This window comes from Achromobacter sp. SX5, from assembly GCF_056711425.1.
The window spans coordinates 323,734-344,558 of record NZ_CM160041.1 but is presented as its reverse complement, the minus strand read 5'-3'; the positions used below and the strand labels follow the sequence as shown (position 1 = coordinate 344,558).

The 20,825-nt window shown below is 69.1% G+C and carries 20 protein-coding genes; 12 read left to right on the top strand and 8 right to left on the bottom strand.

The window, feature by feature from the left end; genetic code table 11:
* The first annotated feature begins 41 nt into the window (after positions 1 to 41).
* On the top strand, positions 42 to 1,811 hold the full coding sequence (locus AC1M14_RS01630; protein WP_111826096.1) for a M61 family metallopeptidase: 1,770 nt from the start codon (positions 42 to 44) through the stop codon (positions 1,809 to 1,811).
* Here AC1M14_RS01630 and AC1M14_RS01625 read toward each other — a convergent pair.
* Positions 1,768 to 2,748 (bottom strand): LysR family transcriptional regulator, encoded by a 981-nt coding sequence (locus AC1M14_RS01625; protein WP_102773195.1) that lies wholly within the window; start codon positions 2,746 to 2,748, stop codon positions 1,768 to 1,770. The genes AC1M14_RS01630 and AC1M14_RS01625 overlap by 44 nt on opposite strands.
* A gap of 95 nt (positions 2,749 to 2,843) precedes the next feature.
* Here AC1M14_RS01625 and pcaD point away from each other — a divergent pair, with 95 nt between their 5' ends.
* Positions 2,844 to 3,641 (top strand): 3-oxoadipate enol-lactonase, encoded by a 798-nt coding sequence (gene pcaD / locus AC1M14_RS01620; RefSeq protein ID WP_102773523.1) that lies wholly within the window; start codon positions 2,844 to 2,846, stop codon positions 3,639 to 3,641.
* 9 nt (positions 3,642 to 3,650) lie between these two features.
* Here pcaD and AC1M14_RS01615 read toward each other — a convergent pair whose 3' ends face one another.
* Positions 3,651 to 4,547: an NAD(P)/FAD-dependent oxidoreductase gene (locus AC1M14_RS01615; RefSeq protein WP_479730837.1), complete on the bottom strand. Its 897-nt coding sequence runs from the start codon at positions 4,545 to 4,547 to the stop codon at positions 3,651 to 3,653.
* Between the two features lie 112 nt (positions 4,548 to 4,659).
* Here AC1M14_RS01615 and folB point away from each other — a divergent pair, with 112 nt between their 5' ends.
* Entirely contained in the window at positions 4,660 to 5,019 is a 360-nt protein-coding gene (gene folB / locus AC1M14_RS01610) for a dihydroneopterin aldolase (protein ID WP_102773193.1), read from the top strand.
* A gap of 2 nt (positions 5,020 to 5,021) precedes the next feature.
* On the top strand, positions 5,022 to 5,987 hold the full coding sequence (ttcA, locus tag AC1M14_RS01605) for a tRNA 2-thiocytidine(32) synthetase TtcA (protein WP_111826110.1): 966 nt from the start codon (positions 5,022 to 5,024) through the stop codon (positions 5,985 to 5,987).
* A 241-nt stretch (positions 5,988 to 6,228) separates the two neighbouring features.
* On the opposite strand, the gene AC1M14_RS01600 is transcribed toward ttcA, so the two are convergent.
* The 5 genes from AC1M14_RS01600 to apaG form a co-directional block, all read right to left on the bottom strand.
* The gene (locus tag AC1M14_RS01600) at positions 6,229 to 7,185 is read right to left on the bottom strand and encodes a D-2-hydroxyacid dehydrogenase family protein (RefSeq protein ID WP_479730836.1); all 957 of its coding nucleotides are present in this window, start codon (positions 7,183 to 7,185) and stop codon (positions 6,229 to 6,231) included.
* A gap of 61 nt (positions 7,186 to 7,246) precedes the next feature.
* Entirely contained in the window at positions 7,247 to 8,032 is a 786-nt protein-coding gene (locus AC1M14_RS01595; RefSeq protein ID WP_209164730.1) for a DsbC family protein, read from the bottom strand.
* A 52-nt stretch (positions 8,033 to 8,084) separates the two neighbouring features.
* A complete protein-coding gene (locus AC1M14_RS01590) occupies positions 8,085 to 9,254 on the bottom strand; it encodes a UbiH/UbiF family hydroxylase (protein ID WP_479730835.1) in 1,170 nt (389 codons plus the stop codon).
* Positions 9,251 to 10,549 carry a murein transglycosylase A gene (gene mltA / locus AC1M14_RS01585; protein WP_479730834.1) on the bottom strand — a complete coding sequence of 433 codons (1,299 nt, stop codon included), beginning with the start codon at positions 10,547 to 10,549 and terminating at the stop codon, positions 9,251 to 9,253. The genes AC1M14_RS01590 and mltA overlap by 4 nt, the downstream gene beginning before the upstream one ends.
* Before the next feature lie 36 nt (positions 10,550 to 10,585).
* Positions 10,586 to 10,960 carry a Co2+/Mg2+ efflux protein ApaG gene (gene apaG, locus AC1M14_RS01580; protein WP_039882644.1) on the bottom strand — a complete coding sequence of 125 codons (375 nt, stop codon included), beginning with the start codon at positions 10,958 to 10,960 and terminating at the stop codon, positions 10,586 to 10,588.
* A 90-nt stretch (positions 10,961 to 11,050) separates the two neighbouring features.
* On the opposite strand from apaG, the gene rpe reads away from it, so the two are divergent.
* The 6 genes from rpe (at position 11,051) to trpC (ending at position 16,743) form a co-directional block, all read left to right on the top strand.
* The gene (gene rpe / locus AC1M14_RS01575; protein WP_479730833.1) at positions 11,051 to 11,779 is read left to right on the top strand and encodes a ribulose-phosphate 3-epimerase; all 729 of its coding nucleotides are present in this window, start codon (positions 11,051 to 11,053) and stop codon (positions 11,777 to 11,779) included.
* A 14-nt stretch (positions 11,780 to 11,793) separates the two neighbouring features.
* The gene (locus AC1M14_RS01570) at positions 11,794 to 12,525 is read left to right on the top strand and encodes a phosphoglycolate phosphatase (RefSeq protein WP_479730832.1); all 732 of its coding nucleotides are present in this window, start codon (positions 11,794 to 11,796) and stop codon (positions 12,523 to 12,525) included.
* 256 nt (positions 12,526 to 12,781) lie between these two features.
* Positions 12,782 to 14,302 (top strand): anthranilate synthase component I, encoded by a 1,521-nt coding sequence (gene trpE / locus AC1M14_RS01565; RefSeq protein WP_102773185.1) that lies wholly within the window; start codon positions 12,782 to 12,784, stop codon positions 14,300 to 14,302.
* 45 nt (positions 14,303 to 14,347) lie between these two features.
* On the top strand, positions 14,348 to 14,914 hold the full coding sequence (locus tag AC1M14_RS01560; protein WP_102773184.1) for an anthranilate synthase component II: 567 nt from the start codon (positions 14,348 to 14,350) through the stop codon (positions 14,912 to 14,914).
* Between the two features lie 12 nt (positions 14,915 to 14,926).
* A complete protein-coding gene (trpD, locus tag AC1M14_RS01555; RefSeq protein ID WP_102773183.1) occupies positions 14,927 to 15,958 on the top strand; it encodes an anthranilate phosphoribosyltransferase in 1,032 nt (343 codons plus the stop codon).
* The gene (trpC, locus tag AC1M14_RS01550; RefSeq protein WP_479730831.1) at positions 15,955 to 16,743 is read left to right on the top strand and encodes an indole-3-glycerol phosphate synthase TrpC; all 789 of its coding nucleotides are present in this window, start codon (positions 15,955 to 15,957) and stop codon (positions 16,741 to 16,743) included. Before trpD ends, trpC begins: the two co-directional genes overlap by 4 nt.
* Here trpC and AC1M14_RS01545 read toward each other — a convergent pair.
* The gene (locus tag AC1M14_RS01545) at positions 16,740 to 18,605 is read right to left on the bottom strand and encodes a sigma-54-dependent Fis family transcriptional regulator (RefSeq protein ID WP_479730830.1); all 1,866 of its coding nucleotides are present in this window, start codon (positions 18,603 to 18,605) and stop codon (positions 16,740 to 16,742) included. The two genes, trpC and AC1M14_RS01545, sit on opposite strands and share 4 nt — an antisense overlap.
* A 233-nt stretch (positions 18,606 to 18,838) precedes the next feature.
* Between AC1M14_RS01545 and adh the strand changes: the two genes are divergently transcribed.
* Positions 18,839 to 20,368 (top strand): aldehyde dehydrogenase, encoded by a 1,530-nt coding sequence (gene adh / locus AC1M14_RS01540; RefSeq protein ID WP_479730829.1) that lies wholly within the window; start codon positions 18,839 to 18,841, stop codon positions 20,366 to 20,368.
* Between the two features lie 58 nt (positions 20,369 to 20,426).
* Positions 20,427 to 20,807, top strand: a complete 381-nt coding sequence (locus AC1M14_RS01535; protein WP_102773180.1) for a DUF779 domain-containing protein — start codon at positions 20,427 to 20,429, stop codon at positions 20,805 to 20,807.
* Positions 20,808 to 20,825: the final 18 nt, after the last annotated feature.

The window sequence follows — 20,825 nt, the reverse complement described above, 5'->3', positions numbered from 1 at the left end:
CGATATGGTGTGAAAGTAAGGCTATGAAATAAGATGCGGCTATGGAAAAAGACCAAGCTCCGCCGCTACTTTACCGCCTCGCGCCCTTCGACCCCGCCGGACACCGCTACCGGATAACCCTAACCATCCCCGCGCCCTCTCCGGACGGCCAGCGCCTGTCGCTGCCGGCCTGGATTCCGGGCAGCTACCTGATCCGCGATTTCTCGCGCCAGATCGAATCGCTGGCGGCCTATGCCGGCGCGCGCCGGGTGCCGGTCGAGAAAACGGACAACCACACCTGGCGGGCCGCGGCCTGCGACGGCCCGCTGCGCGTGGAGTACGTGGTCTACGCCTGGGACCTGTCGGTGCGCGGCGCGCACCTGGACGAAACCCACGGTTTCTTCAACGGCACCAGCGTGTTCCTGCGCGTCCACGGACACGAGCACCTGCCCTGCCTGGTCGACCTGGCGCCGCCGCGCGGCATCGAAGGCTGGAAGGTCTACACCAGCCTGCCCGAGGCCCGCGGCCACCGCGGCGCGGCCCGCCGCCACGGCTTCGGCCTGTACCTGGCGCCGGACTACGACGCGCTGATCGACCATCCGGTGGAAATGGGCACGCCGCAGGTCGCCAGCTTCACCGCGCACGGCGCCGAGCACGAACTGGTGTTCACCGGCGTCGCCCCCAACCTGGACCTGGACCGCATCGTCGCGGACGTGCGCAAGATCTGCGAAACCCAGATCGCGTTCTTCGAACCCCGCACCCGCCGCGCGCCGTTCCTGGACAGCGCCGAGCGCTACGTCTTCATGACCATGGTCACCGGCGACGGCTACGGCGGCCTGGAACACCGCGCCAGCACCGCGCTGATGACCTCGCGCAAGGACCTGCCGGTGCTGGGCCAGCAGGGCCAGGGCGAAGGCTACCGCGGCTTCCTGGGCCTGGTCAGCCACGAGTACTTCCATACCTGGAACGTCAAGCGCATCAAGCCGCAGGCCTTCGCGCCCTACGACCTGTCGCAGCCCGATCTGACCCGCCTGCTGTGGGTGTTCGAAGGCTTCACTTCCTACTACGACGACCTGCTGCTGCTGCGCTCGGGCGCCATCACCCGGCCCGACTACCTGCGGCTGCTGGCCAAGACCATCTCCAGCGTGGCGCGCACGCCGGGCCGCGGCAAGCAGTCGGTGGCGGAAAGCTCCTTCGACGCCTGGACCCGCTATTACAAGCAGGACGAGAACTCGCCCAACGCGCTGGTCAGCTACTACACCAAGGGCGCGCTGGTGGCGCTGGGGCTGGACCTGCTGATCCGCAACCAGAGCGCCGGCGCGCATTCGCTGGACGACGTCATGCGCCTGCTATGGGAGCGCTATGGCCGCGACTTCTACCGCGGCAAGCCTCAGGGCCTGCCCGAAGACGGCCTGCCCGCGCTCATCGAAGAAGCCACCGGCGTCGACGCGCGCCGCTTCATCGCGCGCCATGCCTACGGCACGGCCGACGTGCCGCTGGCCGAGCTGCTGGCGCCGCAGGGCGTGACGCTGCAATGGAAGGCGGCGGCCAACATCCCGTCGCTGGACGCGCGCACCCGCAAGCAGGGCGACTCGCTGGCGCTGGCCACGGTGCTGGAAGGCGGCGCCGCGCACAAGGGCGGCCTGTCGGCCGGCGACGTGCTGGTGGCCATCGACGGGCTGCGCGTGGACGCGCCGGCCGGGCTGGACCTGCTGCTGGCGCAGTACCGGCCGGGCGAGCGGGTCACGGTGCACGTGTTCCGCCGCGACGAACTGCGGTCGTTCCGCGTCAGGCTGGCCGCGCCGGACGCCTCGGAGTGCGTGCTGACTTGACGGCCTGGCGGCCGGACGCCTGCGGCCCGCCGCGCAGCGCGCGTCGCAGGGCCGGCGCGGCCTGCTGCAGATAGCGCCACAGGCGGTTCGAGACCGGCCCCTGCGCCCGGTCGGCGCGCCGCGCCGCCACCAGTTCCTCGACGCTGCCCGGCAGATGCGGATTGGCGATGGACAGCAGCCGGCCGTCGCGCAATTCCTCTTCGACCAGGAAGCGCGGCAGATGGCCCCAGCCCATGCCCTGCAGGATGATCTCTTTCTTCATGAGCTGGTCCGCGACCGTGCAGCGGCGCGCGCCGGCGATGGTGAAGTAGTCGCGCGGCGGCGTATGCCTGGCGGTATCGCGCATGACGCACTGCGTGTACTCGCGCATCTGCGCCGGGCCGAGGGTGCGCGGCGCGGGTTCGCGCAGCAGGCCGGGCGCCGCCACCGGCACGAAAGCCACCTTGGCCAGGTCGACCCATTCGATGCGGGCGTCGCTCTTGTCCACGCGGTGCAGGATGAGATCGGCCTCGCCGTCCTCCAGGCGTTCCATCGGGCCGGCCACGGCCTCGAAGTGCAGATCCAGCCGCGTGGCGGGGCAGCCCGCGAAGAACCGGCTCAGCAGCCCCAGCACGTATGGGCGCGGGCAGAAATCTCCGATCACCACGCGCAACTCGGTTTCCTCGCCCACGGCCAGCTGTTCGGCGTGCGCGCGCAGGCCGGCAAGCTCGACCAGCAGCGATTGGGCGCGTTCGTGGAAAGAGCGGCCGGCGTCGGTCAGCGCGACGCGGTAGCCGCCGCGGTCCAGCAGGGCAAGGCCGAGCTGCCGTTCCAGTTTCGCCACGGCGGCGAACACCGCCGGATGCGAGCGGTGCAGCGACGCGGCTGCGGCCTGGAAGCCGCCTTCGCGCACCACGGCGTCGAAGCATTGCAGGTCGTGCAGCGTGAATTCGCTCATGTCAGTTTTTCCGACAATGTCTGTGGAAACTTTGTAATTTCTTCTTGATGGCCGCGCAACTAATCTTTGCCTCACCCGAACACCGCGAGGCCATCATGCAAGACGCATTCTTTTTCACCACGGGCGACGGCGCCCGCATCGCCTACCGCTACGACGGCGACGCCGACCAGCCGACGCTTATCCTGTCGAACTCGATCGGCACCACGCTGCATATGTGGGACGCGCAGATCCCGGCGCTATCGCGCCGTTTCCGCGTGCTGCGCTACGACTTCCGCGGCCACGGCGCCTCCAGCGTGCCGGCCGGCCCCTATTCGCTGGACCGCCTGGGCCGCGACGTGCTGGAGCTGATGGACGGCCTGGGGATCGCGCGCGCCCACTTCCTGGGCCTGTCGCTGGGCGGCATCGTCGGGCAATGGCTGGGCGTGCATGCCCCGCAGCGCCTGGACCGCCTGGTGCTGAGCAACACCTCGGCCTATCTCGGGCCGGCACCCCAGTGGGACGAGCGCATCGCCGCCACGCTGCAGGCACCCGACATGAAGGAAACCGCCGAAGGCTTTCTGCGCAACTGGTTTCCGCCCGCCATGCTGCGCGACGGCGAGCCCAACGTGGAGAAATTCCGCGCCATGCTGCTGGCCACCGACAGGCACGGGCTGGCCGGCCTGTTCGCGGCGGTGCGCGACTACGACCTGCGTCGCACCATCGCGCTGATCCCGACTCCCACGCTGGTCATCGCCGGCCAGCACGATACGGTGACGGCCGCCAGCCACAGCGAACGGATCGCCGCGGCGATCCCCGGCGCCAGGCTGCTGGTGCTGCCGGCCGTGCACCTGTCCAACGTCGAGTTCCCGCAGGAGTTCGAACGCGCTGTGCTGGAATTCCTGCCGGCGCCCTGACCGCGCCGGCTAGGCGCGCTCCCAGCGCCGCTGGATGGCCTTGGCCGCGACCACGCCGTCGGCCAGGGACGTGACCACGCAGGGATGCATGCGGTTGGCCACTTCGCCCACGGCGTAGATGTCGGGCACGCTGGTCTCGGCGGTGGCGAAATCGGTGCGGATGTAGCCGCGCGCGTCGCGCGCCAGCTGCAGGCTGTCGGCGAAACCCGCCTGGGGCTCCCAGCCGTAGAACACCAGGATCAGGTCGTAGCGGCGCCCGTCAACGCTGCGCGCGGCCGGATCGACCCGGTACGGGCCGATGCGCACGCCGTCGCGGCCGGCGCGCGTCACCCATTGCTGCTGGGCGCGGACGCTGCGGGCGTAGAGGTGCACGGCGCGCGCGCCGCGGTTGCGCACGTAGACGAAATTCTCGAAAGCGTTGTCGCCCCCGCCCAGCACCGCCACCGACAGGCCCGTGTAGTCCTGCGCCACGATGGGCGAACCCGGCCCGATCAGCACGCCCGGCCAGGTCGCGCCGGGCGGGTGGTCCGGCAGGCCCTTGGCGCGCACGCCCGAGGCGATGACCAGGGTGCGCGCCCGCGCCAGGCTTTCGGCGCCGTCGGGGCCGGCCAGGCGGGCCTCGATGCCGCCCTTGCACGGCCGCACCGCAGTGACGCGGGTCTGCAGGCGCAGCGGCACGCCGGCGGCGCGCACGCTGGCGTCGATGTTGGCGGCCACCTGCTGGCCGGTGACGCCGGGCAGCACGGCGATCCAGTCGTCGGGGAACGGATTGTCGTTGCCCAGGCCGCCGAGGCGGACGCCAGCCTCGACCAGTAACGGGGACAGGCCGAGCCTGGCCAGCCACAGCGCGCAGGAGGCGCCGGCCGGGCCGCCGCCTACAATCACCGTATCGTGCATCTGTTGCATTTCACCCCTTGTTGACCGCGGCGCGCCCGCGCATGGCCGGATTGTAGCCAGCGGGCTGCCCCCTTCCCGCCGCCGCCTTACAATTCCCGGCTACGCCATCCAGGTTTTCATCATGCCCACACGCCGCATCATCCTTTCCGGGCTCGCGCTCGACGCCCGCATCGGCATCCTCGAGCACGAGCGCCGCGCCACCCAGCCCCTGCATGTCGACGCCGAATTCGACGTGGACATCCAGCGCGCGGTCGACGACCACGACATCCACAGCGTGCTCGACTACCGCCGCCTGCGCGAGGCCATCGTGGAGGAATGCACCCAGGCCCACGTGAACCTGATCGAAACCCTGTCCGAGCAGGTGGCCGCCCGCCTGCTGGCCGACTTCCAGGAAATCCGCGCGCTGCGCCTGCGCATCAGCAAGCCCATGGCGTTCTCCGACTGCGCCGCAGTCGGCGTGGAAATCCAGATCACGCGCTGACCATGAACGATATCGCCTCCCCCGGCCTGCGCACCGCGGCCGAAGAAAAGAAACTCCGCCACGAAGGCAACAAGCTGACCAAGCGGCTGGCCCGCGAAACCACGCGCGCCCTGTCCGACTACAACATGATCGAGGCCGGCGACCGCGTGATGGTGTGCCTGTCCGGCGGCAAGGACTCCTACGCGCTGCTCGACATCCTGATGCAGTTGCAAAAGCGCGCGCCGTTTCCGTTCGAGCTGGTCGCGGTCAACCTGGACCAGAAGCAGCCGGGCTTTCCGGCCGACATCCTGCCGCGCTACCTGACCGAACTGGGCGTGCCCTTCCACATCGAGACGCAGGACACCTACTCCATCGTCACGCGCGTGCTGGAAGAAGGCAAGACCATGTGCTCGCTCTGTTCGCGGCTGCGCCGCGGCATCCTGTACCGCGTGGCCTCGGAACTGGGCGCGACCAAGATCGCGCTGGGCCACCACCGCGACGACATCCTGGGCACCTTCTTCCTGAACCTGTTCTACGGCGGCAAGGCCAAGGGCATGCCGCCCAAGCTGGTGTCCGACGACGGCCGCCACACGGTGATCCGTCCGCTGGCCTACGTGCCCGAGACCGACCTGATCGCCTATGCGGAACTCAAGCAGTTCCCCATCATCCCGTGCAATCTGTGCGGCTCGCAGGAGAACCTCAAGCGCAAGGAGGTCGGCCGCATGATCCAGGAATGGGACCGGCAGCATCCGGGCCGCTCGTGGAACGTGTTCAACGCGCTGTCGCGCGTGGTGCCCTCGCACCTGATGGACCGCGACCTGTTCGATTTCGTGGGCCTCAAGCCCACCGGCGTGCCCGACGCCAATGGCGACACCGCGTTCGACGCCGTGGACCCGGAAGCGGACGGCGCCGACGCCTGCGGCGATACCGCGCCGCAGGGCATGGTCGAGAAGAAGGTGACGTTCTCGCGGCCGGGCGGCGCCGGGTGATTCGGGGGGGGTCGAGGTTTGGGATTCGGACGTAGGATGGGTGCAGCGCGAGATTTCTTGGGCAAGAACTCAAATATCGAGCGCGCGTAACCCATCAGGCGGCGCCAGCCGCCGGTTTTCGTGGCAAGAGACAAACAGCCGGCTGCCGCCGGCCGATGGGTTACGCGCGACGAACAATTGAATTCTTGCCCAAGAAATCTCGCGCTACACCCATCCTACGTATCCCCACCATCCGCACGTTTCACGCATTCAGCACCCGCACCGGTTGCCCCGCCTGCCAGGCTTTCACGGCTTCCAGCGCGTTCTGGTAGAACGCCTCGAAATTCTCGCGGCTGACGTAGCCCAGGTGCGGCGTGAGGATCACGTTGTCGAGGTCGCGCACCGTGTCGGTGGGCGACAGCGGCTCTTCGGGATAGACGTCCAGCCCCGCGCCGGCGATGCGGAATTTCACCAGCGCGTCCATCAGCGCTTCCTGGTCCACCAGGCCGGCGCGCGAGGTGTTGACGAGATAGGCGGTGGGTTTCATGGCGGCCAGCGCCGCGGCGTCGACCACGTGGCGGGTGCGCCCGGAAAGAATCAGGTGCAGGCTGACCACGTCGGACGTGGCGAACAGTTCGTGCTTGTCCACCCGCGCCACGCCGGCGGCCGCGGCGCGTTCGTCGGTGAGGTTGGGGCTCCAGGCCACCACGTCCATGCCGAAGGCCTGGCCCACCTTGGCCACCGCCGTGCCCAGCTTGCCCAGGCCCAGCACGCCCAGCCGCTTGCCGGCCAGCGGCTCGGGCATGGCCGTCTGCCACATGCCGCGGCGCATGGCCGCGTCTTCGGCCGGCAGGTGCTTGAACAGTCCGAGGATGTGCGCCCAGGCCAGCTCCGCGGTGGCGGTGGCGGCCTCGGGGCTGCCGGGCGCGCCGCACACCACGATGCCCTGCGCGGCGCAGGCCTGCATGTCGATGGCGTTGTTGCGCATGCCGGTGGTGATCAGCAGGCGCAGCCCGGGCAGCGCGCGGATGCGCTCGGCCGGGAACGGCGTGCGCTCGCGCATGGCGACGATGACGTCGAAGCTCTCGAGCGTGGCCTCGACCTGCTCGGGCGGAATGTAGTTGTTGAAGATCTGCACCTCGGCGTCGCCGCCCAGCGAGGTCCAGTCGGCGTAGCGCCGGGCTACGTCGTGATAATCGTCGAGTATTGCGATTTTCAATGCGGTCTCCGGGTGGCGTGGCGCTTGCGGCGCCAGCCTCCCGGCCGGCGGCGCGCGCCGGTCAGTTCAGTCGGGCCTTGAGCTGCTCCAGGGGCAGCGCGCCGCTGGTGCGCGTGCCGTCGGCGAAGAACAAAGTGGGCGTGCCGCGCACCATCAGGCGCTGGCCCAGGGCCAGCAGTTCGGCCTCGGGCACGTCGCAGCTGGCGGCGGCCGGCTTGCGTCCGCGCAGCATCCAGTCGTCCCAGGCCGCGCCCGGGTCCTTGGCGCACCAGACGTCGCGCACCTTGTCCTTGGAATCGGCCGACAGGATGGGATAGAGGAAGGTGTAGACGGTCAGGTTGTCCACGTCTTCCAGCGTCTTGCGCAGCTGCTTGCAATAGCCGCAGTTGGGGTCTTCGAAAATCGCCACCTTGCGCGAGCCGTCGCCCTTGACCTGCTTGATGGCCAGTTCCAGCGGCAGATCGTCGAACTTCACGGCGCTCAGCCGCTCCAGCGATTCGCGGGTGACGTCGCGGCGCGTCATGGCGTCGATCAGCGGACCTTCCATGACCCAGGTGACTTTCTCGTCCGTGTAGATCATGTCCATGCCCAGCTGCACTTCGAACAAACCGTAGGGCGTGCGCCGCACGGCCGTGACGTCCATGCCGGAGAAACGCTGCTTGAAACGTTCCTTGACCGCGTCCGCCGCGGGATCGGCCGGCGCCGCCTGGGGCGTGGCGTAGCTTTTGGCGTCCTTGCCGGCCTGGCCGACGGACTGCGTGGACACGGACTTGGCGTCCTGGGCCGACACGCCGGCCGACACCGCCAGCAGCGCGGCGGCCAGGACGGCGGAAATGCGGAAATTCATCTGTGCTCCTGTACTCGTATATCGTGTCGTTCGGCCTAGGGCCTAGCGTAACCTAGTTGGTCGAGGCCCCGGCGATCAGGCGGCGCTTGACCAGCGGCGCGCGCTCGACCCAGTGCATGCCGGCGTTGCGCAGCCAGACCAGCGGCGTGGCGCGCGAGGCGAACAGCTTGTGCAGGCCGTCGGTGGCCAGGCGCATGGCCAGCACCGGCTCGGCCCGCGCCCGCTGATAGCGGTGCAGCACGCGCAGGTCGCCGGCCGTGCGGTAGGGCTCGCGCCCGGCGACCGTGCGCACCAGCGCCTCGACGTCGCCCAGGCCCAGGTTCAGGCCCTGCCCGGCCAGCGGGTGCAGCCGGTGCGCGGCGTCGCCCGCCAGCGCGATGCCCGGCGCCACCATCTGCGCGCGCTCCAGGGTCAGGGGAAAGCCATGCAGCCTGCTGCGCACCTTCAGGGTTCCCAGCCGGCCTTCGGCGGCGTCCGCCAGCAAGGCCTCCAGGCGCGCCGTCTGTTCGGCCGGCGGCAAGGCCAGCAAGTCGCGGGCCTGCTCGCTGCGCATGGACCAGACCATCGAGACCTGCGGGCCGTCGGCCGTGTCGGGCAGCGGCAGCAGCGCCAGCACGCCATCGTCGCGGAACCACTGGACGGCCGTGCCCTGGTGCGGACGCTGCGCGTCCAGGTGCACCACCAGGCCGGTGTCGTGATAGGACTGGGACTCGTGCTTCAGGCCGGCCGCCGTGCGCAGCGGCGAGGCCGCGCCGTCGGCGCCCACGAACAGTTCGGCCTCGATGCGCGCGCCGCCTTCCGTCTCGATGGCGCCGTTGCGATAGCCGGTGCAGCGGTCTTCCAGCCAGGCAATGCCGAACATGCGCACGGCCTGGATCAGCACGCGCTCGATTTCGCCGGATTCGACGATCCACGCCAGCTGCGGCAGCGCCGCCTGCCAGGCATTGAGGTTCACCTGCCCGTCGGCGTCGCCGTGGATCTCCATCGCGCTCACCGGCGTGAGCCGGGCCGCGGGCATGGCGTCCCAGACGCCCAACTCGGCCAGGAAACGCTGGCTGGCCGGCGAAATGGCGTAGACGCGCGGATGGTAGTGGTTGGGATCGGCCGCCGGCACGCTGGCGCGCGGGGCCAGCACGGCCACGCGCTGGCCGCGGCGGGCCAGCGCCAGGGCGGTGGACAGGCCGACGATGCCGGCTCCGCAAACGACGATCTGATGGCTCATCTTGCTGTCGGCTCCCCGGCCTGCTTGGGCCACAACACCCACATCTGGCCGCGCTGCTTCATGCGCCCCGCCTGCTGCCCGGCCGCGTCGCCGTAGCCCCAGTAGAAGTCGGCGCGCGCCGCGCCGCGGATGGCGGTGCCGGTGTCCTGGGCGAACACCAGGCGCTGCAGCGGCCGGTCGGACGCCGGATAGGTGGTCGACAGGAACACCGGCGTGCCCAGCGGCACGAAGCTGGCGTCCACCGCCACCGAGCGCATCGGCGCCAGCGGGATCGCGTAGGCGCCCTTGGGACCCAGTTCGGGGTCCACCACGGCCTCTTCGCGGAAGAACACGACGGCCGGATTGGCGTTCAGCATTTCCGGCACGCGCTTGGGATTGCGCTGCGCCCAGGCGCGGATGTTCTGCATCGAGGCCTGGTCGGGCGCGAGTTCGCCGCGGTCGATCAGCCAGCGGCCGATGGACACGTAGGGCTGGCCGTTGTGATCGGCATAGGCCACGCGTATGGTCTTGCCGGCGTCGGGGCCGTCGGTGAGCTGCACCCGGCCCGAGCCCTGCACCTGCAGGAAAAAGTTGTCCACCGGATCGTCCACCCACACCACCACGGGCGGGCGGCGGCCGGCGGTCGATTCGATGGCGGCGCGCGTGTCGTAGGGCACCACGCGCTTGCCGTCGAGCTTGCCGCGCACGCGCTTGCCCGCCAGGTCCGGATAGACCGATCCCAGGTCGATGGTCAGCAGGTCGGCGGGCACGGCGTACAGCGGCCACTGGTAGTTGCCGCCCTGGCGGCGCGAGCCGCGCACCAGCGGCTCGTAGTAGCCGGTGACCGTATTGGTGGCCGGCTTGCCGTCGGCCGCGTTCAGGCGCCACGGCTGCAGATAGGTCTGGAAGAAGCGCCGCACCGCCTCGCCGTCGCCGGCGGCGGGCGCGCGCGCCGGGTCGGTGGCGGCCGCGCAGACCGGCTGCCAGGCCCGCGGCGTGGCGCGCGCCGGCGCGGCCAGGTTGCCGGAAGTGGGCCGCATCAGCCCGCGGCAGTTGCGCAGGAACAGCGGCCACACGCGCGACAGGTCGTCGCTGCTCCAGCCGGGCATTTCCGACCAGTTGCCCGGCTTGAACTTGCCCGCCAGCGCGCGCGGCGGCGTATCGGGCAGCGCCGACAGCGGCGGCACCACCAGGGGGCCTTCGGCCGCGGGCGGACGCGCGCCGGGAAGCGTGCCGGAATCGGGGGGAATGTCGGAGGGCGTGGAGCAGGCCGCCAGCAGTACCGACAGCACGGACAAACTGAAAATGCGCTTCATGAGCAAGGGCAGGACGTACGACGGGGACCGGGCCATTCAGTGCAGCGTGCGCGGCATGGCCAGGACGAATTCGGAGATCGGCACTTCGAACGGAATGCCGTTCTCGCCGACGCAGTGATAGGTGCCGCGCATCGTGCCCACCGGAGTAGGCAGGGGACAGCCGCTGGTGTATTCGAAGGTTTCGCCGGGCGCCAGCAGCGGCTGCTGGCCCACGATGCCCAGCCCGCGCACTTCCTGCACGCGCTGGTTGCCGTCGGTGATGATCCAGTGGCGGCTGATCACCTGGGCGGGGTGTTCGCCCGTGTTGGTGATGCGGACGGTATAGGCGAATACGAACTGCTGTTCGCCGGGATCGGACTGTTCAGGCACGAAGCGTGGAGAGACGGAGACGCTCAGGTCGTAAGGTTTCACAGTCCTTTCCTGTGTAGCAGGCGCGGCCGCCGGACCCGCCGGACCGGGCCACTCCCGGTACCGCGCCTCAAACTGCAATAATGGCACATTATGCCCTCCCCGACTCCGAACATCATGTCTACCCTTTCGGCCTCAACCCGCATCACCCCCAGCATCCTGTCGGCTGACTTCGCCCGCCTGGGCGAGGAAGTCCGCAACGTCGTCGCCGCCGGCGCCGACTGGATCCACGTGGACGTGATGGACAACCACTACGTCCCCAACCTGACCATCGGCCCCATGGTGTGCGCGGCGATCCGTCCCCATGTTTCCGTGCCGATCGACGTGCACCTGATGGTGGAACCGGTGGACGACCTGGTGCCGATGTTCGCCAAGGCCGGCGCCGACTACATCAGCTTCCACCCCGACGCCAGCCGCCACGTGGACCGCACGCTGACGCTGATCCGCGAAAACGGCTGTAAGGCCGGCCTGGTGTTCAACCCCGCCACGCCGCTGTCCTGCCTGGACTACGTGATGGACAAGATCGACCTGGTCCTGATCATGTCGGTCAACCCCGGCTTCGGCGGCCAGAGCTTCATTCCGGCCGCGCTGGACAAGCTGCGCGAGGCGCGCGCCCGCATCGACGCCTGGACCCGCGCCGGCGGCCAGGAAATCGCCCTGCAGGTCGACGGCGGCGTCAAGATCGACAACATCGCCGAGATCCGCCGCGCCGGCGCGGACACCTTCGTGGCCGGTTCGGCCATCTTCGGCAAGCCGGACTACGCCGGCATCATCAAGTCGATGCGCGAGCAGATCGCCGTCGGCGAAACCACCGCCATCTGATACCGGGAATCGATATGACCGCTTTTCGCGCCGCGCTGCTGGACCTGGACGGCACCCTGCTGGACTCCATCCCCGACCTGGCCTTCGCGGCCAACGCCATGCGCGTGGAGCTGGGCATGTCCCCGCTGCGCGAGGACGTGGTGGCGACCTTCGTCGGCAAGGGCGTGGACAACCTGGTGCGCCGCAGCCTGGCCGGCAGCCTGGAGGGCGCCGACCCGGAGCCCGCCGAGTTCGACCGCGCCCGCGCCGCCTTCTACCGCCACTACCACCTGGTCAACGGCGAAAAGGCCCAGGTGTACCCCGGCGTCATCGACGGCCTGAAGCAGCTGCGCGAACAGGGCCTGAAGCTGGCGGTGGTCACCAACAAGCCCACCGAGTTCACGCTGCCGCTTTTGCAGCGCACCGGCCTGGCCGGCTTTTTCGACGCCGTGGTCTGCGGCGACACCTGCGCGCGCCGCAAGCCCGATCCCGACCAGGTGCTGCATGCCTGCGACCTGCTCGGCGTCACGGCGCCGCAGGCCGTGACCATCGGCGACTCCCTGAACGACGCCCAGGCCGGACGCAGCGCCGGCACGCAGGTGCTGGTGGTGCCTTATGGCTACAACGAAGGCAAGGACGTGCGCGAGCTCGATGTCGATGGTATAGTTGACACGCTAGTTGACGCGGCCCAGTGGGTCGCGCTCTGGAACCAGAGCCGCAATACGGCAAACACCGCGGCAAACGCCACGGCAAAAACCGGTTCCTGACCAGCAGGTTTCCATACCAAGTTTCCATAGCAGAATCACCCGATGAACGTTTCCATCCAGAACCAAATGCTCGGCGCCTCGTGGCGCTGGTGGCGTTTGTCTTCCGGGTGGCGATGATCCCTCCCGGCCCTGGACGCGTATGCCGCCTAGTGCCGTAGCTGTGTAACCACAGAGCCAAGCCCGGAACCAGTAACCTGGACCGGGCTTTTTGCTATGTGCCCGGTCCGCAAGCAAATCGAACGCTTACGAGACCCACATGACCGAAATCGAATTCAAGGCCCTCGCCGCGCAAGGCTACAACCGCATCCCGCTGGTGGCCGAAACCTACGCCGACCTGGACACGCCCCTGGGCATCTACCTGAAGCTGGCGCATGCCGGCCCGCAGGCCGGCCGCATGACCTGCCTGATGGAATCGGTGGTGGGCGGCGAGCGCTTCGGCCGCTATTCCTTCATCGGCCTGCCGGCCCGCACCGTGATCCGCGCCAGCGGCACGCGCACCGAGGTGCTGCACGACGGCAAGATCGCCGAGACTCACGACGGCGACCCGCTGGCCTTCATCGAGCAGTACCAGAGCCGCTTCAAGGTGGCCCTGCGCCCGGGCATGCCGCGCTTCTGCGGCGGCCTGGCCGGCTACTTCGGCTACGACACGGTGCGCCACATCGAGCCCTGCCTGGGCCCGGCGGTCAAGCCGTTTCCGGCCGGCATGGAAGGCGGCACGCCCGACCTGATGCTGATGCACGTCGACGAACTGGTCATCGTCGACAACCTGGCCGGCCGCATCTACCTGATGGTCTACGCGGACCCGGCCCAGCCCGAGGCCTACAGCCGCGCCCAGCAGCGCCTGCACGACCTGCGCGTGCGCCTGCGCCGCCCGGTCGAAATCCCGTACAGCCACGCCAGCATGCAGACCGAAGAGCGGCGCGACTTCAAGAAGGAAGACTATCTGGCGGCCGTGCGCCGCGCCAAGGAACACATCGCCGCCGGCGACCTGATGCAGGTGCAGATCGGCCAGGTCATCGCCAAGCCCTTCCGCGACTCCCCCCTCTCCCTCTACCGCGCCCTGCGCTCGCTCAACCCCTCCCCCTACATGTACTTCTGGAATTTCGGCGACTTCCAGGTCGTGGGCGCCTCGCCCGAGATCCTGGTGCGCCAGGAGCGCGTGGTCGAAAACGGCGAGCCCAAGTCGCAGATCACCATCCGCCCGCTGGCCGGCACCCGCAAGCGCGGCGCCACGCCCGAGGAGGACGCCGCGCTGGCCGCCGAACTGAAGGCCGACCCCAAGGAAGTGGCCGAGCACGTGATGCTGATCGACCTGGCGCGCAACGACGTGGGCCGCGTGGCCGAAGTGGGCTCGGTGAAGGTCAGCGACACCATGGTCATCGAACGCTATTCGCACGTCATGCACCTGGTGTCCAACGTAACCGGCAACCTGAACCCCGGCATGAGCAGCATGGACGTGCTGCGCGCCTCGTTCCCGGCCGGCACCCTGACCGGCGCGCCCAAGGTCGAGGCCATGAAGATCATCGACGAACTCGAACCCGTGCGCCGCGGCATCTACGGCGGCGCGGCCGGCTACCTGAGCTATGGCGGCGAAATGGACGTGGCCATCGCGATCCGCACCGGCGTCATCAAGGACGGCACGCTGTACGTGCAGGCCGCCGCCGGCATCGTGGCCGACTCCAGCCCCGAAGCCGAATGGGCCGAGACCGAAGCCAAGGCCCGCGCGGTGCTGCGCGCCGCCGAGCAGGTGCAGCACGGCCTGGACGAACCCATCTGACCCCAGGCCCCGCCCCTACCGAATACCGCCCGCACGGAGAAAACTATGCTGCTGATGATCGACAATTACGATTCGTTTACCTATAACCTGGTGCAATACTTCGGCGAACTGGGCGAGGACGTGCGCGTCGCGCGCAACGACCAGATCACGCTGGACGAAATCGCCGCCATGAACCCCGACCGCATCTGCGTGTCGCCCGGCCCCTGCTCGCCCGCCGAGGCCGGCATCTCGGTGCCCGTCATCGAAGCCTTCGCCGGCAGGAAACCCATACTCGGCGTGTGCCTGGGCCACCAGGCCATCGGCGCGGCCTACGGCGGCAGGATTGTGCGGGCCCAGCAGATCATGCACGGCAAGACCGTGCAGATCTCGCACACCGGCACCGACATCTTCACCGGCCTGCCCACCCCGTACACGGCCATCCGTTACAACTCGCTCACCATCGATCCGGCCACGCTGCCCGACTGCCTGGCGGTCACCGCCACCGCGCCGGACGGCGACATCATGGGCGTGCGCCACAAGACGCTGCCGCTATACGGAGTACAGTTCCATCCCGAGTCCGTGCTCAGCGAGCATGGCCATGCCCTGCTGCGCAATTTCCTGAACCTCGCCTGAGAAGGACGCATCGTGACCATTTCCCCCGCCGAAGCGCTGACGCGCTGTATCGAACACCGCGAAATTTTCCACGACGAAATGCTGCATCTGATGCGCATGCTGATGCGCGGCGAGATGTCGCCCCAGATCGCCAGCGCCCTGCTGATGGGCCTGCGCGTGAAAAAGGAAACCATCGGCGAGATCACCGCCGCCGCGCAGGTCATGCGCGAATTCGCCACGCCCGTGGTCACGCCCAATCCGGAAGACCTGCTGGACATGTGCGGCACCGGCGGCGACGGCAGCCATACCTTCAACATTTCCACCACGGCCATGTTCGTTGCGGCGGCCGCCGGCGTGCCGATCGCCAAGCACGGCAACCGCAGCGCCTCGTCCTCCAGCGGCAGCGCCGACGTGCTCGAAGCCCTGGGCGCCAACCTGGTGCTCACGCCCGAGCAGGTGGCCGAATGCATCCAGGCCACCGGCATCGGCTTCATGTTCGCGCCGGCCCACCACGGCGCCATGAAGAACGTGGCCGCCGTGCGCAAGGAACTGGCCGTGCGCACCATTTTCAACATCCTCGGCCCGCTGACCAACCCGGCCAACGCCGCCAACCAGCTGATGGGCGTGTTCCACCCCGACCTGGTCGGAATCCAGGTGCGCGTGCTGGAACGCCTGGGCTCGCGCCACGTGCTGGTGGTGCACGGCAAGGACGGCATGGACGAAGCCTCGCTGGGCGGGGCCACCATGGTCGGGGAACTCAAGGACGGCAAGGTCCTCGAATATGAAATTCATCCCGAGGACTACGGGCTATCCATGATGTCCAACCGCAGCATCAAGGTGTCCAATCGCGAACAATCGCGCGAGCTGGTCATAGAGGCGCTCGAGAATGTCGAAGGCACGGCCCGCGACATTGTCGCGCTCAATGCCGGGCTCGCGATTTATGCAGGCAATAAAGCCGATTCCATTCCCGCAGCCTTAGCGCTAGCATTCGAACTGATTTCCACCGGCGCGGCGCGAGCCAAGCTGGAAGAATTCTGCGCATATACCCGGAAATTCCTGAAATGAACGATATTCTCGCGAAGATCCTCGCCGTCAAGGTCGAGGAAGTCGCCGCCGCCCGCCAGATGCGCAGCGAAGCCGAAGTCCTGCGCGAAGCGCAGGCGCGCCAGGACGTGCGCGGCTTCGCCCAGGCCATCGAAGACAAGATCGCGCAGGGCAAGGCCGGCGTCATCGCCGAAATCAAGAAAGCCTCGCCTTCCAAGGGCGTGCTGCGCGAGGGCTTCGCCCCCGCCGAAATCGCCGCCTCCTACGCCGTGCACGGCGCGGCCTGCCTGTCGGTGCTGACCGACGTGCAGTTCTTCCAGGGCTCGCACGACCACCTGCGCCAGGCCCGCGCGGCCTGCTCGCTGCCGGTGCTGCGCAAGGACTTCGTGATCGACCCCTACCAGATCATCGCCGCGCGCGCGATGGGCGCCGACTGCGTGCTGCTCATCGTGGCTGCCCTCACCCCGGCGCAGCTGCGCGAGTACGAAACCCTGGCGATCGAACTGGGCATGGACGTGCTGGTCGAAGTGCACGACGCCAAGGAGCTGGACATCGCGCTGGAAATGAAGACGCCGCTGTTGGGCATCAACAACCGCAACCTGCGCACCTTCGAGACCAGCCTGTCGAACACCCTGGACCTGCTGCCGCGCATCCCCGCCGGCAAGCGCGTGGTGACCGAGAGCGGCATCCTGACGCCGGACGACGTGAAGCTGATGCGCAAGAACAAGGTCGACGCCTTCCTGGTGGGCGAAGCCTTCATGCGCGCCAAGGACCCGGGCGCGGAACTGGCGCGGCTGGTGGGTTAGGCATTCATACGCCGATACAGCGTGCTGCGGTGCACCCCCAGCGCGCGCGCCGCGCGGCTGACGTTGCCGCCATGCGCGGCCAGGGCGTCGCGGATCGCGGCGTCGGTCATTGCTTGCAGGTTGACGGAATCGCCGGCGGCGCCAGGCGCGGGCGCCGGCGTTGCGCGGATATCCGCGGGCAGCATGTCGGCATCGACCCGGCCCGCCGGCCCCGCCAGCACGTGCAGCGTGCGCAGCACGGCGGCCATCTGGCGGTAGTTGCCGGGCCATGAGTACGCAAGCAGGACGGCTTCGATGTCGGGCGGCAGGCGCGGCCCCGCGCCTTGCGCCGCCCACAGGCCGCGCAGCAGCTCCAGGCGGTCGGCGCGGGCGCGCAGCGGGGCCAGCGTGACGGTGTACTCGGCAATCCGGAAATACAGGTCGGGCCGCACCGGCGTGTCGACGCCCGGCGCGTCGGCGTCCGCGTGCGCCAGCGGGCGGTGCGTGGCGCACACCAGCGCGAAGTCCACCGGCACCGGGCGCGCCGCGCCCAGCGGCGAGACCTCGCGGGTCTGCAGCACGCGCAGCAGGCGCGACTGCAGCAGCAGCGGCATGTCGCCGATCTCGTCCAGGAACAGCACGCCGCCATGCGCCTGCCGCAGCAGCCCCTTGCTGCCCTGGCGGCGCGCGCCGGTGAAGGCGCCGTCTTCATAGCCGAACAGTTCGGATTCGATCAGGCTTTCGGGCAGCGCGGCGCAATTGACCGCCACGAACGGGCCGGCGGCCCGTTTGCTGCGCGCATGCAGTTCGCGCGCGAACACTTCCTTGCCCGCGCCGGTTTCGCCCTGCAGCAGGATGGACACGCCCGCGTCCGACAGATGCACGGCGCGCGCCAGCGCGCCCAGCGTGGCGGCGTCGAAGTTCGGCGCGGCGGGGCGCGAGGCGGCCGGCGGCGCGACCGGCGCGGCCGGGGCCTGGCGGGCGCGCACCGGCGGGCGGCGCAGGCGCGCATGGTAGGCCGCGCCGGCGCGCGTCAGCACCCGGCCCGCCGTGTCCGGGCCGCGTTCGATATCGCCTTCGAATACGTCGGCGTAGCGGTACACGCCCAGGGCGGTCGCGGCCAGGCCCAGCGCCTGCAGGGCGCAGCGGTTGGCGCCCACCAGCAGGTCGCCCTCGAACGCCAGCAGTCCCTCGCCCGGCAGGCCCAGGCCCGATGGGCTGGTGTGCAGTTGCAGCACCGTGTGCGGATCGAAGGCCTGCTCGAACAACCGGTGCTCGATCAGGTCCACCGCCGCGCGCACCAGCGCCAGCACCTCGGGCCGGATCTCGCGCGCCTGGCTGGACAGGTCCAGCACGCCCACGGTGCGGCCTTCGTTGTCGGTGATGGGAACCGCCGCGCAGGTCAGGATGCGGTTGGGTTCGAAGTAATGTTCCGCGCCGTGCACGGCGATGGGCCGGCCTTCCACCAGCGCGGTGCCGATGGCGTTGGTGCCCGCGGCGGCCTCGTCCCAGGCGGCGCCGGGCATCAGCGCCACGCGCGAGGCGCGCTGGGCGAAATCGACGTCGCCGTCGCTGTCGAGCACCAGCCCCTGGGCGTCGGAGAGAATCACCAGGCTGCCGCTGCCGCCGGCCTGGCGGCGCAGCATGGACATGGCCGGCTCGGACATCCGCCGCAGCGCCTCGTTGCGCTGCTGCGCCTCGCGCAGCTCGCCCTGGGTCATCAGCTCGGTGCGGCGCACGCCGCGCATGTCGAAGCCCAGGTCGGCGCAGCGCCGCCATGAACGCAGGATGGGCTCGGCGACCATGCCGCCGGGCACCGCGCCCTGCTGGTTGAACAGCAGGCGCGCTTGCGTCAGCGTGTGCTGACGGGAATGAGTGGCCATGCGTGTCTCCTGGGACAGGCATTCTGCGACGCCTGTTCCGCAACACTGTCGCATAACGCAACAGCGGGTGGGGGCCGCCAGACGGCTGAGGGCGATCTCCCCGGCGTGTGGAATCCTACTTTCGCACGCGCAATCCCCGCTGTCCAGCGGACCGGCCCCTACTGGCATGGTCCTTGCTTGATACGGAGCAGGCAGCCCACTGCCGCCCCCGACACACAATACCGGAGACAAGCATGGACATCGCGACCCGAGTCACCCCCGACACCTATGGCACGCGCCTGGACCTGAAAACCCAGTACGACAACTTCATCGACGGCAAGTGGCAGAAGCCGGCGGACGGCGAATACTTCGACAACCTGACTCCGGTCACCGGCCAGGTGCTGACCCGCAACGCCCGCTCCAGGGAGCGCGACATCGAGCTGGCGCTGGACGCCGCGCATCGCGCCGCGCCCAAATGGAGCGCCACGTCGGCCGCCGAGCGCGCGCGCATGCTGATGCGCATCGCCGACGTCATGGAGGCCAACCTGGAGCGCCTGGCCACGGCCGAAACCTGGGACAACGGCAAGCCCATCCGCGAGGCCCGCGCCGCCGACATCCCGCTGGCCATCGACCACTTCCGCTATTTCGCCTCGTGCATCCGCAGCCAGGAAGGCGGGCTGTCCGAGATCGACCACGACACCGTGGCCTACCATTTCAACGAGCCGCTGGGCGTGGTGGGCCAGATCATTCCGTGGAACTTCCCCATCCTGATGGCGGCGTGGAAACTGGCGCCCGCGCTGGCCGCCGGCAACTGCGTGGTGCTCAAGCCCGCCGAACAGACGCCGCTGGGCATCCTGCTGCTGATGGAGCTGATCGCGGACATCCTGCCCCCGGGCGTGGTGAACGTGGTCACCGGCTTCGGCCTGGAGGCCGGCAAGCCGCTGGCCTCCAGCAAGCGCATCGCCAAGATCGCCTTCACCGGCGAAACCACCACCGGGCGGCTGATCATGCAGTACGCCTCGCAGAACATCATCCCGGTCACGCTGGAGCTGGGCGGCAAATCGCCCAACATCTTCTTCGCCGACGTGGCCGCGCAGGACGACGATTTCCTGGACAAGGCGGTGGAAGGCTTCGTGATGTTCGCGCTGAACCAGGGCGAGGTCTGCACCTGCCCCAGCCGCGCGCTGATCCAGGAGTCGCTGTACGACAGGTTCATGGAGCGCGCCCTCAAGCGCGTCGGCCAGATCAAGCAGGGCAACCCGCTGGACGGCGACACCATGCTGGGCGCGCAGGCCTCGACCGAGCAGCTGGAAAAGATCCTGTCGTACCTGGACATCGGCAAGCAGGAAGGCGCCGACGTGCTGGCCGGCGGCGCGCGCGCGCAGATGCAGGGCGCGCTGGAAGGCGGCTATTACGTGCAGCCCACGGTGTTCAAGGGCCACAACAAGATGCGCGTGTTCCAGGAGGAGATCTTCGGCCCGGTGGTGGCGGTGACCACGTTCAAGGACGCCGATGACGCGCTGGCCCTGGCCAACGACACGCTCTACGGCCTGGGCGCCGGCGTCTGGTCGCGCGACGCCAATACCTGCTATCGCATGGGACGCGCGATCAAGGCCGGGCGGGTGTGGACCAATTGCTATCACGCCTATCCGGCGCATGCCGCGTTCGGCGGCTACAAGCAATCCGGCATCGGGCGCGAGAACCACAAGATGATGCTCAACCACTACCAGCAGACCAAGAACCTGCTGGTGAGCTACTCGCCCAAGAAGCTGGGCTTCTTCTGACCCGCGACCGGCGGGCGCGCCTGGCCCGGCGGCCGGGCGCGCCCGGGAGGACAACATCATGGCAGAGCATACGCCGCGCGTGGTCGCGACCGACGAGGCGCGCCGCCTGATCGATACGCTGCGCGCCAAGCACGGCCCGCTGATGTTCCACCAGTCGGGCGGCTGCTGCGACGGCAGTTCGCCCATGTGCTATGCGCTGGGGGAATTCATGGTGGGCGGCTCGGACGTGCTGCTGGGCGAACTGGAAGGCTGCCCGTTCTACATGGGCGAGGACCAGTTCGCCTACTGGGAGCACACCCAGCTCATCATCGACGCCGTCCCGGGCCGGGGCGGCGCCTTTTCGCTCGACAGCGCCGAGGGCAAGCGTTTCCTGCTGCGCTCGCGGCTGTATTCGGACGAGGAATGGGCGCGCGTGGCGCCCGTGACGCGCGGAGGATGAGCCGTGCGCTAGGGCCCG

Coding starts and splice junctions, on each gene's coding strand:
- AC1M14_RS01630 (WP_111826096.1), top strand. CDS start 42: ATGGAAAAAGACCAAGCTCCGCCGCTACTTTACCGCCTCGCGCCCTTC.
- AC1M14_RS01625 (WP_102773195.1), bottom strand. CDS start 2,748: ATGAGCGAATTCACGCTGCACGACCTGCAATGCTTCGACGCCGTGGTG.
- pcaD (WP_102773523.1), top strand. CDS start 2,844: ATGCAAGACGCATTCTTTTTCACCACGGGCGACGGCGCCCGCATCGCC.
- AC1M14_RS01615 (WP_479730837.1), bottom strand. CDS start 4,547: ATGCAACAGATGCACGATACGGTGATTGTAGGCGGCGGCCCGGCCGGC.
- folB (WP_102773193.1), top strand. CDS start 4,660: ATGCCCACACGCCGCATCATCCTTTCCGGGCTCGCGCTCGACGCCCGC.
- ttcA (WP_111826110.1), top strand. CDS start 5,022: ATGAACGATATCGCCTCCCCCGGCCTGCGCACCGCGGCCGAAGAAAAG.
- AC1M14_RS01595 (WP_209164730.1), bottom strand. CDS start 8,032: ATGAATTTCCGCATTTCCGCCGTCCTGGCCGCCGCGCTGCTGGCGGTG.
- AC1M14_RS01590 (WP_479730835.1), bottom strand. CDS start 9,254: ATGAGCCATCAGATCGTCGTTTGCGGAGCCGGCATCGTCGGCCTGTCC.
- mltA (WP_479730834.1), bottom strand. CDS start 10,549: ATGAAGCGCATTTTCAGTTTGTCCGTGCTGTCGGTACTGCTGGCGGCC.
- rpe (WP_479730833.1), top strand. CDS start 11,051: ATGCCCTCCCCGACTCCGAACATCATGTCTACCCTTTCGGCCTCAACC.
- AC1M14_RS01570 (WP_479730832.1), top strand. CDS start 11,794: ATGACCGCTTTTCGCGCCGCGCTGCTGGACCTGGACGGCACCCTGCTG.
- trpE (WP_102773185.1), top strand. CDS start 12,782: ATGACCGAAATCGAATTCAAGGCCCTCGCCGCGCAAGGCTACAACCGC.
- AC1M14_RS01560 (WP_102773184.1), top strand. CDS start 14,348: ATGCTGCTGATGATCGACAATTACGATTCGTTTACCTATAACCTGGTG.
- trpC (WP_479730831.1), top strand. CDS start 15,955: ATGAACGATATTCTCGCGAAGATCCTCGCCGTCAAGGTCGAGGAAGTC.
- AC1M14_RS01545 (WP_479730830.1), bottom strand. CDS start 18,605: ATGGCCACTCATTCCCGTCAGCACACGCTGACGCAAGCGCGCCTGCTG.
- adh (WP_479730829.1), top strand. CDS start 18,839: ATGGACATCGCGACCCGAGTCACCCCCGACACCTATGGCACGCGCCTG.
- AC1M14_RS01535 (WP_102773180.1), top strand. CDS start 20,427: ATGGCAGAGCATACGCCGCGCGTGGTCGCGACCGACGAGGCGCGCCGC.